12 protein-coding genes are annotated in these 14,815 nt (G+C 50.7%); 1 reads left to right on the forward strand and 11 read right to left on the reverse strand.

What is annotated here, in order from left to right; all coding sequences use genetic code 11:
• Window positions 1-60: 60 nt before the first annotated feature.
• From AC0THY_RS17185 to AC0THY_RS17235, 11 genes are all read right to left on the reverse strand, one after another.
• Window positions 61-1,194 carry a Gfo/Idh/MocA family protein gene (locus AC0THY_RS17185; RefSeq protein WP_489991817.1) on the reverse strand — a complete coding sequence of 378 codons (1,134 nt, stop codon included), beginning with the start codon at window positions 1,192-1,194 and terminating at the stop codon, window positions 61-63.
• Window positions 1,195-1,206: 12 nt separating this feature from the next.
• Window positions 1,207-2,760, reverse strand: a complete 1,554-nt coding sequence (locus AC0THY_RS17190) for an aminotransferase class III-fold pyridoxal phosphate-dependent enzyme (protein WP_489991818.1) — start codon at window positions 2,758-2,760, stop codon at window positions 1,207-1,209.
• 347 nt (window positions 2,761-3,107) lie between these two features.
• A complete protein-coding gene (locus tag AC0THY_RS17195) occupies window positions 3,108-4,499 on the reverse strand; it encodes an L-arabinose isomerase family protein (RefSeq protein ID WP_489991819.1) in 1,392 nt (463 codons plus the stop codon).
• Between the two features lie 9 nt (window positions 4,500-4,508).
• Complete coding sequence (locus tag AC0THY_RS17200) at window positions 4,509-5,552, reverse strand: substrate-binding domain-containing protein (RefSeq protein WP_489991820.1); 1,044 nt, start codon at window positions 5,550-5,552, stop codon at window positions 4,509-4,511.
• Window positions 5,553-5,605: 53 nt separating this feature from the next.
• The gene (locus AC0THY_RS17205) at window positions 5,606-7,099 is read right to left on the reverse strand and encodes a sugar ABC transporter ATP-binding protein (RefSeq protein WP_489991821.1); all 1,494 of its coding nucleotides are present in this window, start codon (window positions 7,097-7,099) and stop codon (window positions 5,606-5,608) included.
• A 40-nt stretch (window positions 7,100-7,139) separates the two neighbouring features.
• Window positions 7,140-8,147: an ABC transporter permease gene (locus AC0THY_RS17210; protein ID WP_489991822.1), complete on the reverse strand. Its 1,008-nt coding sequence runs from the start codon at window positions 8,145-8,147 to the stop codon at window positions 7,140-7,142.
• On the reverse strand, window positions 8,144-9,178 hold the full coding sequence (locus AC0THY_RS17215) for an amidohydrolase family protein (protein WP_489991823.1): 1,035 nt from the start codon (window positions 9,176-9,178) through the stop codon (window positions 8,144-8,146). Before AC0THY_RS17215 ends, AC0THY_RS17210 begins: the two co-directional genes overlap by 4 nt.
• Window positions 9,178-10,650, reverse strand: coding sequence for a xylulokinase (locus AC0THY_RS17220; RefSeq protein WP_489991824.1), 1,473 nt, complete (start codon window positions 10,648-10,650; stop codon window positions 9,178-9,180). The genes AC0THY_RS17215 and AC0THY_RS17220 overlap by 1 nt, the downstream gene beginning before the upstream one ends.
• A gap of 15 nt (window positions 10,651-10,665) precedes the next feature.
• On the reverse strand, window positions 10,666-11,703 hold the full coding sequence (locus tag AC0THY_RS17225) for an aldose 1-epimerase (protein ID WP_489991825.1): 1,038 nt from the start codon (window positions 11,701-11,703) through the stop codon (window positions 10,666-10,668).
• Between the two features lie 73 nt (window positions 11,704-11,776).
• Window positions 11,777-12,802, reverse strand: coding sequence for a LacI family DNA-binding transcriptional regulator (locus AC0THY_RS17230; protein WP_489991826.1), 1,026 nt, complete (start codon window positions 12,800-12,802; stop codon window positions 11,777-11,779).
• Window positions 12,803-12,846: 44 nt separating this feature from the next.
• Window positions 12,847-13,821: a class II fructose-bisphosphate aldolase gene (locus AC0THY_RS17235; RefSeq protein WP_489991827.1), complete on the reverse strand. Its 975-nt coding sequence runs from the start codon at window positions 13,819-13,821 to the stop codon at window positions 12,847-12,849.
• A 194-nt stretch (window positions 13,822-14,015) separates the two neighbouring features.
• Between AC0THY_RS17235 and AC0THY_RS17240 the strand changes: the two genes are divergently transcribed.
• Window positions 14,016-14,795, forward strand: coding sequence for a DeoR/GlpR family DNA-binding transcription regulator (locus AC0THY_RS17240; RefSeq protein WP_489991828.1), 780 nt, complete (start codon window positions 14,016-14,018; stop codon window positions 14,793-14,795).
• Window positions 14,796-14,815 lie beyond the last annotated feature (20 nt).

A 14,815-nucleotide genomic window follows, 5' to 3' on the forward strand; every position in this document is an offset into this window, starting at 1 on the left:
TTTTTCGGTTACACTAGCTGTGTACCTCTCCGTCTCACCGCTGCTGTCCGGTATATTGCCTTACAGAGAAACTGCACATTTTTCCCTGTAAGATTCCAGGGCTGCTGTGTGTAGTCTGTGAGACAGTTTTGTCTCTTCGGGAGTAAAGCAGCCGAATTCCACTTCTTTTCCTTCAATCTCTAACATATATGCTGCCCACATCTGCAGGATTGCGTCTGTGAATCCAAACTCAAAGATATCCCCTGTAATCGTTGGAATCATAGGCTTTGTACCAATATTCATCCTGCACCACGCCTGATTCTTCCCCTCTGAAAAGAGATAGTAAAATGCGTTGGGATCATCTGATCCGAACTTGACAGACGCCTTCATTCCTTTTACCTCCAGGTACCAGTTGCTGGTAGCTCCAGGCTCCAGTCTCTTGGTCTCTATGTACATACCGAACTCACTGCCGTTCTTGTCCTCACACAGGCAGACCATGGTTCCGTTGTCATAAGTATCGCAGGCAGTCATTCCCCCTTTTGGGTCAGGCCGCTCTTTCACAATATCCGAGAGCACTGCGTAAACGCTCTTGGGAACCCACCCCAGTCTGAACGGCACATGCTCTGTATGGATTCCCAGATCCCCAAGGCATCCGTATTCCCCATTCATACTGACCGTACGTTTCCAATTGATAGGTTTTGTCACGTCCAGATCGCTGGCATGATTAAATCCTGCCTTTACTTCAATGATACGCCCCAGCCTGTCTTCTTTTACCCAGCGGATCAGTTCCTGGCATGCAGGGAAATAGGGGTATTCACTGGCGCATCTTACAACCACGCCCGGATTTTCCTGGACTGCCTGCAGGATCTTATCATTCGCTGCCTGATCGATTCCAAAAGGCTTTTCTCCCAGCAGGTGCTTGCCGGCTCTTATTATATCACAGTAAACCTGTTCATGCAAAACATGAGGAAGGGCACAGTAAACTGCCTCTATCTCCTTTTGCTCTAAAAGCTCTCTGTAATCTGTGGTGGTAAACTTGATGGCTGGGAAATGATCCGTAAACCATTTCTGAGATGCTGCATTCACATCGCATACTGCCACAATTTCCGGTCTGGCAATCTCTGTGTTCAGATGGCACCACCTGGCTGCTGCACTGGCAAACTCCCTGCCCATCAGACCGCATCCGATAATTCCAAATTTCATTGTCTTTCCCATAACAGTTCCTCCCTATTTCTCTTCTTCCATATCCTGAAGTACAGACTCCATCTGCTTCATCAGGCAGTCAATCAGTTTAGGTGTTGCAATCAGCGGCAGTTTCAAGAGGGCTGCGGGTGGACAGTAAGCCTTGTACACCTGGGCGCTGATATCAAAGCACCGTTCATTCATCCTCTTCACAAAGTGTACCGTCTCCTCCACATTCTTAAAGGTAATGGCGCTGAGCAGCTGTTCCCCCTCCACATAGGCTACCACATCCGGAAATTTCTCCTCCAGGGACTTCACCCTCTTCTCATAGTACTGCCCCACCTCAGAGACACGGTCCCCGTTCTGTTCCACAAAGGCCATGGTGATCAGATAAGCCAGGGATGCCAGCTCCTCCTGTCCGTTTGTGACCAGGGCTCCAAACTGATTTAGGTTGTCCATCTTTGCTGTGGTTATGATTCTGGAGGCCGGATACTGTCCTCCGGGGAAACCCTTTCCCACCACTGAAAAGTCGGGATTCAGCCCGTACTGGCGGAAGAGGAACATCCCGTCATACCACATGCAGGACTGGATTTCATCACACATGACAGGAGTATCCCCATCGTGGCAGATTTTGTAAGCCTCCTGCAGATAGGCCTCGCTAAGCCGGATACCGCCGTAATTCATGAGAATGATCTCATGGATGAACCCTGCCGCTTTATACCTGCCCTGATTGTATTTCTCATATTTTTCCCTGAAATCGCTGATGTCGTTCAGCGCCACAGGGACTACTCTATAGATCTCATTCTCCTCGTTCTTTTTATAGAACTCGGGCCACATATCCCGAAAGGTCTGGGCAATGATGGTTGTCCCGTGGTAGTTTGCCATCCTGCCGCCTTCATAATCCCCCATTACAAAGAAGACTGGAATGCGGCCGCTGTATTTGGGCTTGGGAAAGGTCTTGTCCAGGCGGTAAAACCGTGCGAGCATCATTTTAATTCCCGCCTCGCAGGCCAGAGAGCCTGTCTCCAGGTTGATCACACGGTTCAGCACATGGGGGGCATCGCTCTCCAGTACTTCCCTGAGTTCTTCTGTCTGCTCCTTTTTCAGTCCGTTGGCATTTCGAACCAATTCCTGTTCACAGAGTCTGGTGATATAACCTCTGGTATTGTTGTGGGTTGCATTGGAAATCCCCAGTGTGCGTGCATAGTCAATCAGCTGATAACCCGGAAAGAAGTGTCCCAGAGGCGTATGGTAATGCTCGCTCTTGGCGATCACATACAGCCTGCCGTCCTGTCCCACCCGGTAGTATCCAAGCCCTGAGATGGGGCTGGCAGCATGATTGGAGGCTCCGGCAAACGACTTGGTGGGCGCTCCCTCCATATCTCCCTTGAACGGTTCAGTCACTTTCTGTCCCACTTTGTCCAGCAAGCTGTCAATTTTCTCCACGTAGGACTCTGGAAAAAACTCAACTTTATCCTCAACACAACGCCTGGCTATTTCCGGTTCCACATCCAGAAGAGTAACGGCAGCCTGTGATACCGCATCAGTATACGCTTTCCCCAATAGTTCTTCCAATGATATTGCTATATCGTTCCTCATAAGATACCTCCCTATAATCATTCTCTGAATTTTCTTGTTAAGCTTATATTATACCGATTCATTCATTTTGTCAACTATTTTTGATTGTTTCTTTCATTTTTCATTTATGTTTCATTCACTTCACCAAAAACATTGGCAAGGTGTTGGAAGGAAAATGGACTTCCACCAAGACGGAAATGCTATTTCTCACCACCTGCAGGGGGGAAAGTCTTATCTACTTTTAAAAAATGGAGGAATTACCTATGATACAAGATAAAGGCTGCTGCAGGTTTTATCTCACCGCAGCAGCCTATGTAACATCGTTTAACCAAAAGTAAACAACCCCGCGGGAATAAAACCTCGCGTTTTCAAATTACATGAAACTCCCACCCCATAGCCCAGGCCAGAACTTCCAGACTTCTCATATCCCCATCGTAAACAACGGCTCCGTGATGCCCTCCCCCAGCTCTGCTGTAGGAAGCGAGGAACCCGCCCACTGAACATTCCGGCCGAAACCAGCCTCTCACGGTTTTTTGAAACTCTTCTGCCGTCTCCTCCATCTCCACTATAGTTCCGGCTGCGGCGATCAGGGCATACCTCCCCTCAGCCAGTGGATTCAGATTCACGAAGACTGCCCTGCCCTCTCTCATACACCCGTAAAGCGCCGCAGGGTTTCCTGCAGATGTGTAGGGGAAATCCAGCTCTGTGAGCAGTGGCTTGTCCGCAGAAAGACGAACATTGAACTCTCCCATATGGCTCAGGAATATGGTGTTTCCCTCCCAGTCCGGGCAGAACATCTCCGCAAAAGTCGTATCCGGAAACCCCTTCATCAGGGCTGCCACAAAGGCAGCGGTCAGCACATCTCCCTCCCCCGCATACCCTGTTCCGGATGCCATAGCTTTGCAAGCCTGGACAAAGGGCATTCTGGGCAGAGCGGGGTTGTGGTCCGTAGCCATAAAATTGACGGTGAACGCGCCAAGCTGCTGCTTTTGCACCCACGCTCTCACGGCCAGATCCACCCTCGCTGATTCCGCGTACACCTCATAGCTCAAATCCCTGCATTCAAAGGCCGCACAATCTGACTCCCACTCCCGTCTTATCTCCTCCTCAGAGACTCCTGCAAGAAGTCCGGGCGCTTCTGCAAAGTCGTAGTCCACGATACATATTCCCAGGGTTTCCTCCAGCAGCTCATCCGGCAGACGGAAATCGCCCATCCCGGCAAAAGGCTCCCCCACACGGCCCACTCTGCTCTTTCTCATCTCAGCAGCCATCATGGTTCCCCTGGCTGCCCGGGCCACCTGCTCTAACACATCCGATTTCTCATAGTGTCCCGCAAAAACTTGGTAGGGAACACAGTTTCTGTGCAGAAGGCTGCACATATCCTGCACCCCGTGGATACCATGGTTCTGCATAATTCTCCCCGCCCCGGTGACTCCGCTAAAGGAGTTGTCCGGTGTGGTATCCAGCACCAGAATGGGCAGCCTGGTCTGTTTTAAGATTTTCTCAGACTCCAGGGATGGGGAGTATGCCAAATGTACGGTTACCAGAGCGTCCACTTCCTGGGCTTCAAAGTCTTCCACTGCCTCAGCGAATTCAGCCTCCAGCCTGCATATTTCGTGCCTCGCCACCTCCACACCCAGGCCCTCCAGCCTCTCTTCTATGATACTCTTAAATTTCTCCACATCTGGTCTCAGCCATGCCGCTGTGTCATCGTACAGCTTTACATACATGCAGAGCAAACCGATCTTGGGCTTTCTCATAATTCCCCCCTACTTGTCATATGTGTACTTTTCCTTAAACTGATCTACATTGTCCTTTGTGATGATGATGGAACCGGAGTCCACCTCAGGGGGAAGGGGATTGATTCCTGCATCCAGATAATTCTGGGTCACCTTCAGGTTCCCGTTCACATAGTCATGGAGCCATTTGACTGCAATGTAACCCTCCACATAGGAATTCTGCGCAAAAGAGGCCGCCACTTCCCCGCTTTCGATCAGCTCCAAGGTGGCGCTGTCCCTGTCTCTGCCTACGATCTTGATTCCTTCCAGTCCGGCCTCTCGCACTGCCGTAGCTGCCCCCACTGCAGACGGAGCCTGCATTCCAATAATTCCATTCACATCCGGATTTGCCTGTAGGGCAGCTCCCACAGCGGTCGCCGCAGTGGTTTCATCCGCCTTGTCATCCACCTCAGCTACAATCTCGATGTTGGGATGGTTCTTTTCCAGCTCATCCCTGCAACCTTCCATATTGGCCACCGCGGAGGGCTGGCCGCCACTGATAAAGTTCGAGATGATGATTTTCCCCTTGTCTCCGATCTCCTTAGCCATCTGTTTTGCCATTTCCACACCGGTGTTATAGGGATTGCAGCCCAGGAAGGAGAGGCGGTTGGACTCAATATCCGTGTTTACACAGACCACCGGAACGCCTGCAGCGATCGCGTTGTCAATGGCTGTTCCCGTCTCCTGGAACTGCCCGTGCACGATGATGCCCGTCACCTGCTTTGCCACTGCCTGGTCAATGGCCTCCGCCACTTTATCCGGTGCCAGATCCTGTGGCCCCGCATAGTACCAGTCTGCTCCTATGCTGTGGGCCGCGTCATTCACTCCTCCTTTGAGGGCGTCAAAGAATTCCAGCTGATTCACAGACATGATCACCGCATACTCTTCCCCAGCCCCTGCGTTTCCCGCTGGCTGGGCCTCATTTCCCGCCGGCTGGGCCGGTGTGCTCTGGCTTCCTCCGCTGCATCCTGCTGCCATTGATAAAACTACCGCCCCTGTCAACAATACGCTCATAGCCTTTCTGTACTTACCCATGTTACATCCTCCTTATATTTATATTGTTTTTGCTACCCTTTTTCTAACTGTATCTACGCAGTGATGCCAGATGCCAGGCGCATCATCCCATTCTCTGTCACCTCTGCTCCGGAGAGTTCCCCAGTAATACGTCCGTCGTGAAATACGAGAACCCGGTCGCAGGACGCCATGATCTCCGGCATCTCAGACGATATCATAATAATCGCTTTTCCCTCTCCCACAAGCCGCCTCAGCAGCATGTGAATCTCTGCCTTAGCGCCCACATCAATCCCCCTGGTGGGTTCGTCGATCATAATAATGTCCGGATTTGCCGTCAGCCACATGGACAGCAGTACCTTCTGCTGATTGCCTCCTGAGAGATTTCCAGCCTTCTGTTTGACATCCGCAAGTTTGATCTGCATTTTCCCCCGGTATTCCAAAGCATTTTGGGTGATGGACCTGTAGTCAATCAGCCCCCTCTTTACAAACTTTCTTCCATTCGCGGCACTCATATTGTCCTCAGAGCTGAGCTCTAAAAACAGTCCCAGGGTTTTCCGCTCTTTGGTGATATAAGCCATGTGGTTTCTCTTAGCCTCCACGGGAGAATCGATCTTTACCTGTCTGCCGTTTATCTCAATGACCCCTGCAGACTTCCTTCTCCACCCAAAAACTGTCTCCACCGTCTCTGTCCTCCCGGACCCTTCCAGTCCCGCGAACCCCAGAATCTCTCCTCTTCGCAGGGTAAAGCTCACATTCTGTACCTTAGAACCGCTGCTCAGGCCATCCACTCTCAGAACCGGTTCCCCTATCTGGGTTGTTCCCACCCCGTAATCGTAAACCACATCCCTTCCCACCATATAGCGGACCAGATCCTCCTTTTTAAGGCCGGACCTGTTGGGAAAGGTGGCAACATGCTCCCCGTCCTTTAAGACCGATATCTCATCCGCCAGATGCAGTACCTCATCTAACTTGTGTGAGATATAGACTATCGATACCTCCCGCTGCTTTACCTGGTCGATCAGCTTGTAGAGCAGGGACACCTCCGCATCGGTTAGCGCTGAGGTGGGTTCATCCAGAATCATCAGCTTCACGTTCATAGAGAGCAGCTTTGCAATCTCCACCATCTGCTGCGCCCCGAGACTGATGTGGTCCATGCTGTCCTCCGGGCGGATATGGCTCAGTCCAAACTGTTTCAAAAGTTCAGCTGCATCACGGTACATCCGTTTATAATCAATGCACTTTCCCTTCCTGGGCATTCTGCCTATGAAGAGATTGCTGGCCACATCCAAATGTGAAAAATTATTCAGTTCCTGATAGACAATTCCGATCCCTGCTTTTAAGGCATCCCCCGGAAAGGAAAGATTTAACTCTTTCCCCTCCATGAGAATGGTTCCCTTATCTTTCCGGTACGCGCCTGACATGATTTTCATCAAGGTGGACTTGCCCGCCCCATTTTCCCCAATAATACTGTGGACACTCCTCTTCTTAATGGAAAGGCTCACGTCATTTAATGCCTTGACCCCCGGAAAAAACTTACTTATATATTTTAGCTCAATTAAGTTCTCCAAACCAGTTCCTCCTCCGTCTGTATTTCTTAAGGCTGATCCCCTATGCTACAGCTTTCAGTTTCCGCTGCTTGTTCATCTGGTCAATGGCCACCGCGATAATCAAGATAGCGCCCTGAATCACCTTCGTATAGCTGGCATTGATGTCCAGCAGTACCAGTGCGTTGCTCACCACCTGCATAATGGTAACGCCCAGCACAACCCCCACCAGACTGCCTTCGCCCCCATCCATGGAGACACCGCCGATCAGCAGGGCAACCACATTTCTGAACTCCAGCCCTGTTCCCGAGTTTTGGGAAACACTTCCCAGTCTTGCAGCCAGTGTCATGCCGGCAAAGGCTGAGACAACACCGGTGAGCGCATAGCTGACGTAGATGAATCTTTTTGTGTTGATTCCTGCCAGCAGAGCGGAATTTTTATTGCTTCCGATAAAATAAGCCTCGTGGAAAAAGTTGATGTATTTCAGCACAAAGATGCCTGCTGCAACAATGACCAGCATGTACAGTATAGTAAATGGAATCCCCGCCACCTCCATGCGCCCAAAGCTTTTAAAGGATTCCGGCAGATTTGAAACCGTATTGCCCCCTGCCAGTACCAGGGCAATTCCCTGGTAAGCCATCCAGGTGCCCAGTGTGGCGATCAGAGGAGTGATCTTAAATTTGTTGATGATCAACGCGTTTAATCCACCCAGAACTGCACCCGCTCCAAGCCCAACCAGGATTCCCAGCCACCCGGGCATGCCCGCCCCCATAGCCATGCATCCAATGTAGCTGGAGAGGCAGAGTGCGGAACCTACGGAAAAGTCAATATTCCCCGCAATCAGTGAGATGGCCATTGGGATGGCGATCATCATATCCACACTCATTCCCTGGATTAACACTCTAATATTTGCGCTGGTGGCAAAGGTTCTGGTCCGAATCATTAAAAAGACCACCATGATTCCCAGAATTATTGCAATGGAAAGCTCCCGCATCTCCAGTATCCGCCATACTGTTCCCTTGTTTCCGGAAGTTGTCCTCGTCTTAGGTGCCATATTCTTTGAAACATTCATCGTACTTTTCCTCCTTCGCGCTCAGTCCGAAATACCTCTTTTGCATTCTCATAAAAAATTTTCTCCCGCACATTTTTGTTTTCCCCTATGGCATCCAGCATATTTTTAAGCTGCAGATATGCAATATAGGTAAATCCGTTCTCCTCATCCCTTTTCTCGTGGTGATTCCAGCTAAATTCCTCCCTGCAGTAATTGGAAGGCGTATCACTTTGCCACTCTCTGATGCCATGCCATGCCATAATCGGAAGGTCCGTCCCATATATAATTCTGCTGCCATCCAGCCGTTCCATGGCCATCCTGTGCACCTGCGGGTTTATCACCGCTGCTGTGTCAAAATAAAAGCCATCCAGGTCCTCCCCCAGGGCATCTGTGCCCTTTTGAAACATCTCCGTGGTAAAGCACCTTCCATAATGCGCCAGGACAATCCGGATATCCGGATAAGCCTGCCGGATCTCCCTCAACTCCCTGATGTTATCCGGTGCAGGCAGCCGCCCTCTCCGTGGCAGGTGCAGTACCAGAGCCTTTTTATGCCGGTCCAGTACCGCCAGCTGCTCCCCGGGTATAAAATCATAGATGCTTATATCTGCGCCCTTGATCTGTGAAGCCAGATAGGGATAGGGCTTAAATCCTGCAAAGGGATTTCCAAGAAGCGTCTCTTCGCAGTATTCACTGCTCCATTCCGGCCTGACACTCATCAGCCCGCAGATCCCCTTCTCCCTTGCCAGTCCTGCAAGGTAACGGTTGTTGCCAGGAATATCCACCTCCGCCAGCGGAAAGGGAAATGCCACCAGTTCTACCTCCCTGTCCGGAAACAGTGCATGGTAATAAGTCCTGGACGCTTCATAGTCCATCTGAAGCCCGCACTCTAATGCCCAGTCCATGGCAATCCGCTCAGGGCTGACATTCTTTACATGCTTCTCTAAATTCATATGTACATGAGCATCTACGATTCTTTGGGGAAGCCGTTCCCTGATATGCTCCTCATAAAACCGCTGGTCAATGTCTGTCTTGTGAAACCAATTGTATACCACTATTCGCCCTCCCTGTAAATCATCTGTACCCTGCTCCATCTTTCCCGGTAAACTTCCAATTTTCTGCGATAAAACGCTCTGAGCTTTTGGGGTGCCTCCTCCTCTGTCTCAAGAGAGACCATACCTTCCGCCGCTTGTCTGTAATCCCCAAACAGGCCGCTGCCCACTGCTGCAATCATGGCTGCCCCCAACGCCGCCGCATCCTTTTGTACCACCGACTGAATCTCGCAGTCAAACACTGCTTTCATCATTTCCATCCATTCCCGGCTGTTCAAGGCACCCCCCATAACGCGGAGCTTTCGAAGCAAAGCCCCATTCTTTTGGTAGTCTTCCAGAACCATAGCCGTGTGGAAAACGACTCCCTCCATAACAGCCGCTGCCATATGAAACCGGTCGTGTCCCAGCTCTAGCCCGGTAAAAGTCCCTCTGAGCTTCTCATCCCGGACCGGACCTGCCGCACCGTTGAAGTAGGGGAAGAACAAAAGCTTTTCCTCTGTTCCCATCCGGGTCCTCACACCATCTGCAAGCTCCTCATAGGCGCACCCTGCCACCCTATCCTTAAACCAGTCCAAAGACACGCCCCCAAAGGAAACAGAGGTCAGAGCTCCCCATAGCTCCGGAACCACATGCTTTGCAAATGAGATCTTCGACTCAGAGACAAGGGGGGCGTCCGTAATGCTCATCACCGCCCACGCAGTACCTGTCCCAAGCAACAGATCCCCATTTTCCACACTTCCTGATCCAAGGGCACAGCAGTACTGGTCATGTGCCCCGTTATAGACTCTTGTATCCCCAGACAAGCCTAAAACCCGGGCGGCCTCCACGGTCAGGGTTCCAATATATGCTCCCGCGGGCCGGATCTGGGGCAGCAGCTCTTCCCCCGCTCCAATATCTTCCAAGATTTTTTCATCCCACTTCTGTGTATGTACATCCATCATCTGCCTCATGGCTGCGTTGGTGGGGTCTGTCACATAATTCCCAGTCAGGCAATAATTCATATACTCCAATGTAGAGAGAAATTTACTTGCCCTCCCCATCTCCTTTGGCCTGTTTGCTTTCAGCCAGGCCAGCTTACAGGCGTCCAGATTGGGGCTGATCTCCCAGCCTGTTGTACGGTAGTAATACCCCTCCTCCCTCCTGGCTCTGAGTTCTTCCATCTCTCTTACCGCCCTCATGTCCATCCAGGTGATGGCATTGCCAAGGGTATGGAAGTCTCCGTCCACCAGCACGGAGCTGGCACCCTGGGTTGAAAGTGAGAGTGCTTTTATATCCCGCTTCTCAATCCCCCATCCGGCCTGACGAACAGCTAAAGCTGCCGCCTCCCACCATACCTCGGCCCTCTGTTCCACAGCGCCCCCGGGCCCTGCGACTGTCCCATATCCCTGATACCCCCTGCTGCAAACCCTGCCTTCCTGGTCCACAAGCAGGGCCTTTGCCCCTGTCGTTCCTACATCCACTCCAATTACATACATCCCTTCTCCTCCGCTCTATGGTTTTTCTGTGCAGACATATGCCTCCAAATGCGTTAAGATGCTTTCCCCCGGTTTTATTAGGATACCTGTCCCTTCCTTAACAACCTCCTCCAGATTCTCTGACAGATGTGACCAGGGTTCCATGCCAAGGGTATAGTTCCGCCCGTACCAGGGATAGCCCATAGCCCCGCAATCCGGCTCCCAAACCCACAGATATGGGAATACCCGGTCATCCCAGTTCATTCCAAATCCAATGTTCAGCCTGTGGTTCCATACGCAGTATCTGTGATCCAAAATTCCCAAGATCCCATATTCTATGTACTTCTGAGCCTCAGGAGGCCTCACCCTGGACAAGTCTATGGGCTCCCCTTTCGTATCCTCTGCCACAGGCCAGCCCATCTGGCTGTATGCGGGAAGTGTATTGCCCGCCAGAGTGTGCACCCTGCAATCTCCATTTAGGAGTATCTCGCAGTTTTCATCCAAAAAAGGCGCTCCCAGTGCTGGGTGGTGACCCCACATAAATTCCAGTGGGACAGCTCCCTCGTTTGTCACCCTCTCTCTAATATACAGAGTGGGATCATCTGTTTTTAGCGTCATCCACTTTTCCAGAAAAAACGGTGTCTTGACGGTGCGTATGGAAAACTTGACGGTAACCTCCTCCTCTGTATCCTTCTCAATCTGTACCTCCCAGGGTGCAATGCATACCTCCCCGTGTATTCCCAGCTCCGCGTTCATGTAAGAACTGTCACCGCCGTAGTTGGGGAATAGTTCCTGCCATCCCCCCTCGTAAAGATCCAAAAACTTACCGTGTTTGCTGTCCTTTGTGGTGACAAATTCCTGTGGATTCTTTATTCCTTGACAGGAATGCCACATAAAGTCCAGATCCATGGGCTTATACAAAAATTCTACAATATCACTGCCCTTTCCCGCCAATACCCCAATATGCAGCAGCTCGTTTTCCAGGTTTATCTGTGCTATCCCCTGACAAGTCAACTGGCGGATACGGCAGTTATAGTTTCTCTGCCTTCGGTCCCTTTCCGCTGATTGAAACATCTCCTCCTCCATTTCTGCACTCGAGTGCAAATTCAATTCTATTAAAAGAGTAACACCCCCATTGGTTACTCTTTTAATATTTCAAGCATTCACTTGTTATAACTGATATATCCGTAAAAATATTCTTTTTTACCCCAGTGCCGTAAAACATATGTTCACACAGCTTCTGAAGTGCTGTATATGCCTGCTTTTCAGGGTTTTGGCTCAGTATCACCTGGATGTAATCCTCCCTGAGCAGCTTCTCCGTCTCCTCGGTCAAGTCAAATCCCATGGCCACTATGCCGTGGTTCTTTTGCTCTCTCAACACCTCGCCCACAATGTGACAGTCCGCATCTGTTCCCAGGATACCATCCGCCTGCTGTCTTTCCACCAGTGACTTCACAGTGCGGTAGTACTCCTCCTCCCGCTTCTGTACCATGATCAAATGCACCCGGATCTCCTTGCAATGCTCCGCCATGTAGTCCTTGATACCGCGGTTTCTCTCCAGGGTCTGCATCTCCTCCTCGCTCTGGTTGATCACATATACCTCTCCCCGCTTGCCGATGTAGTTGGCCATGAGCTGGGCAGCAATTCTCCCGGTCTCATAAGCCTTGGGTCCCACATAGCAGAGCCGTTTGCTAAAGGGCGCGTCCGCTCCGAAGGTAAATACCAGTTTCCCCGCCTCCACAAGGCGGTTGATTCCCTCATTCAGCCCGCTCATACTCCGCGCATGCATTATCACTGCGTCAATGGTGTCATCCACCACCAGCTGCCGCAAAAGCTCTCTCATGGAATCCACCGACTCGTCCCCGGGTATGTAAAAATCAATGTTCACCTTCAGATCCTGCATATCCCGGTAGCATTTACGAAAACCTTCCTTTGCCTCCGGGAAAAAATAGCGGTAATTGCCTATCACAATGGCAATCTTGTAAACCTTGTGGTTTGCCAGCACACTGGCAATCCGGTTTTTCCGGTACCCCATCTCCCTGGCCACCCGCAGAACTGTCTCCCGGGTAGCCGGCTTGACCGGCTCATTGCTGGAGAGGACTTTCTTAACCGTGCGCAGGGAATAACCGGAGCTTTCCGCAACGTCTTTTAAGGTTACTGCCTTTTTATACACACAAATCCGCTCCCATTCTGCACTCGCGTGCATTTTCTTATATTTTACCATTGCAGGCTCTGACTGTCAACGAATCTCTCCGGCACCTGACCGGAGCTTCCGAATAAGCGCATCTTTGACCCCACCTCTGCCTTGATCCCATCTATGGTGTAGTTGATCAGCTCCGGATAGCTAATCAGATTACCCCCTGCTCCCCCTTTAATCTGATGGAGAACTGCGCGGACAATCCCCTGCATCAGCTCTTCCCTGTTATCCACATTGATCTTCGACTCATTTCCGTAGAGTGTCCCGTCAATGGCTTTTACCGCAGCCTTGGACATGTCTGTAAAAATATTGACCTTGCTGATCCCATTTGCGATACAGTTGCGGAAATCCAGATCCGACAGACCGGACCCGCCGTGGAGCACCAAAGGCACATCCACCGCGTTTCTGATTTCCCTCAGCCGGTTGATGTCCAGCACTGGCTTTACCTTGTATTCTCCGTGGGCAGTCCCGATCGCCACCGCCAAAGCATCGATCCCGGTGCGGCTGGTGAAGTCCTTTGCCTGTTCCACCCTGGTATACATCTCCTCATGGCCGTCATCACCGCCGCCTTCCGCGCCTCCCACATGACCCAGCTCTGCCTCCACCGAGACTCCCAATGCGTGGGCGACCTTTACAATCTCTTTAGTCTGCCTGATATTCTCCTCGTAATCCAGCGTTGATCCGTCAAACATGACAGAGGTAAATCCATAGTGGATTGCTTTCATAATATACTCAAAAGTCATACCATGGTCAAAGTGAATGGCCACCGGCACACTGGCCTCCCTGGCAAACTTCACCATGATGGGAGCAATGTCCTCCAGGTTTGCATATGGAAGATGTGCCTGTGCAAACCCGATAATGACCGGGGAGCGCTCCTCCTGGGCAATTCCGATAATTGCTCTGGCCATTTCCAGATTAATTGTATTAAACATCCCCACTCCGTATCTCTTCCTGCGTGCGTCCCGCAGTATTTCCTTCAATGTAACTACCGCCATCTTTTTCCCTCCCTGCTTTTGTTACTATTATTTTAAAATGTTTCATTCATTTTGTCAACTATTTTTGATTGTTTCTTTCATTTTTATTTTTTATTTTTGCATCATTCTTTCAAACATATTGACAAAACCGGCATTTGGTTTTAAACTGTATTCAATTGGACATCTGTCCTTATTTCAGAAAAGGAGCTGCGGTTATGGGAAAACAAGAAATCCGGGAAGAACGTATTTTGGAGGTGCTGAAGAGAAAACATAAGATCACCACTGGGGAGGCCATGGATCTGCTGGATATCTCTGAGTCCACGGCAAGGCGCCTCTTCGCCAGTCTGGAAACCCAGAAGAAAGTGATCCGCAGGTATGGGGGAATCCAGCTGGCAGGGCGTTCCCCGGTTGACTACTCCTTTGATCAGCTGATGGAGAGCAGCCAGGAGGAAAAGTCTGCCATTGCCTCCTACGCCGTCTCTCTGATTCAGGAATCGGATATCCTTTTTTTTGATTCCGGCACTACCGTCTATTATCTCAGCCAGGCTTTGGCTGAGAAATTAAAGACAGGACAGTTGAAGGAGATCACTATTTTCACAAACTCTCTGGCCAATATGCAGCTGCTCCATGCCCTCTGCCGTGTCATTTTAATCGGCGGAGAGTACCGTCAGAAAAGAATGGACTTTGCAGGCTATGCCAGCAATAAATTTATCGGGCATTTTCATTTTACCAAGGCCTTTCTGGGCGCAGACGGGATCTGCATGGATGAGGGATTTATGACTACGGACACGGATACCGCCTCTATGTCAGAGCTGGCCATCAGCCGCTCTGACCTGGCCTATGTACTCTCAGACTCCAGAAAGCTGGGCAAGAAATCCTTCCTCAGCTATTCTCCTATCAGCGGCGTGGATGCCCTGATCACAGGCAATACCGCAGAGTGTGAATATCTGGATCAGCTCCGGCAATCCGGACTCAGCATCCACACGGTTTCCTGAGTGGTGATACCGATGTGGCA

The organism is Ruminococcus sp. 8Y-12 (genome assembly GCF_058119865.1).

Bases quoted from the DNA above. Each gene is read 5' to 3' on its own strand.
- AC0THY_RS17185 (WP_489991817.1), bottom strand. From the start codon at position 1,194: ATGGGAAAGACAATGAAATTTGGAATTATCGGATGCGGTCTGATGGGC.
- AC0THY_RS17190 (WP_489991818.1), bottom strand. From the start codon at position 2,760: ATGAGGAACGATATAGCAATATCATTGGAAGAACTATTGGGGAAAGCG.
- AC0THY_RS17195 (WP_489991819.1), bottom strand. From the start codon at position 4,499: ATGAGAAAGCCCAAGATCGGTTTGCTCTGCATGTATGTAAAGCTGTAC.
- AC0THY_RS17200 (WP_489991820.1), bottom strand. From the start codon at position 5,552: ATGGGTAAGTACAGAAAGGCTATGAGCGTATTGTTGACAGGGGCGGTA.
- AC0THY_RS17210 (WP_489991822.1), bottom strand. From the start codon at position 8,147: ATGAATGTTTCAAAGAATATGGCACCTAAGACGAGGACAACTTCCGGA.
- AC0THY_RS17220 (WP_489991824.1), bottom strand. From the start codon at position 10,650: ATGTATGTAATTGGAGTGGATGTAGGAACGACAGGGGCAAAGGCCCTG.
- AC0THY_RS17225 (WP_489991825.1), bottom strand. From the start codon at position 11,703: ATGTTTCAATCAGCGGAAAGGGACCGAAGGCAGAGAAACTATAACTGC.
- AC0THY_RS17235 (WP_489991827.1), bottom strand. From the start codon at position 13,821: ATGGCGGTAGTTACATTGAAGGAAATACTGCGGGACGCACGCAGGAAG.
- AC0THY_RS17240 (WP_489991828.1), top strand. From the start codon at position 14,016: ATGGGAAAACAAGAAATCCGGGAAGAACGTATTTTGGAGGTGCTGAAG.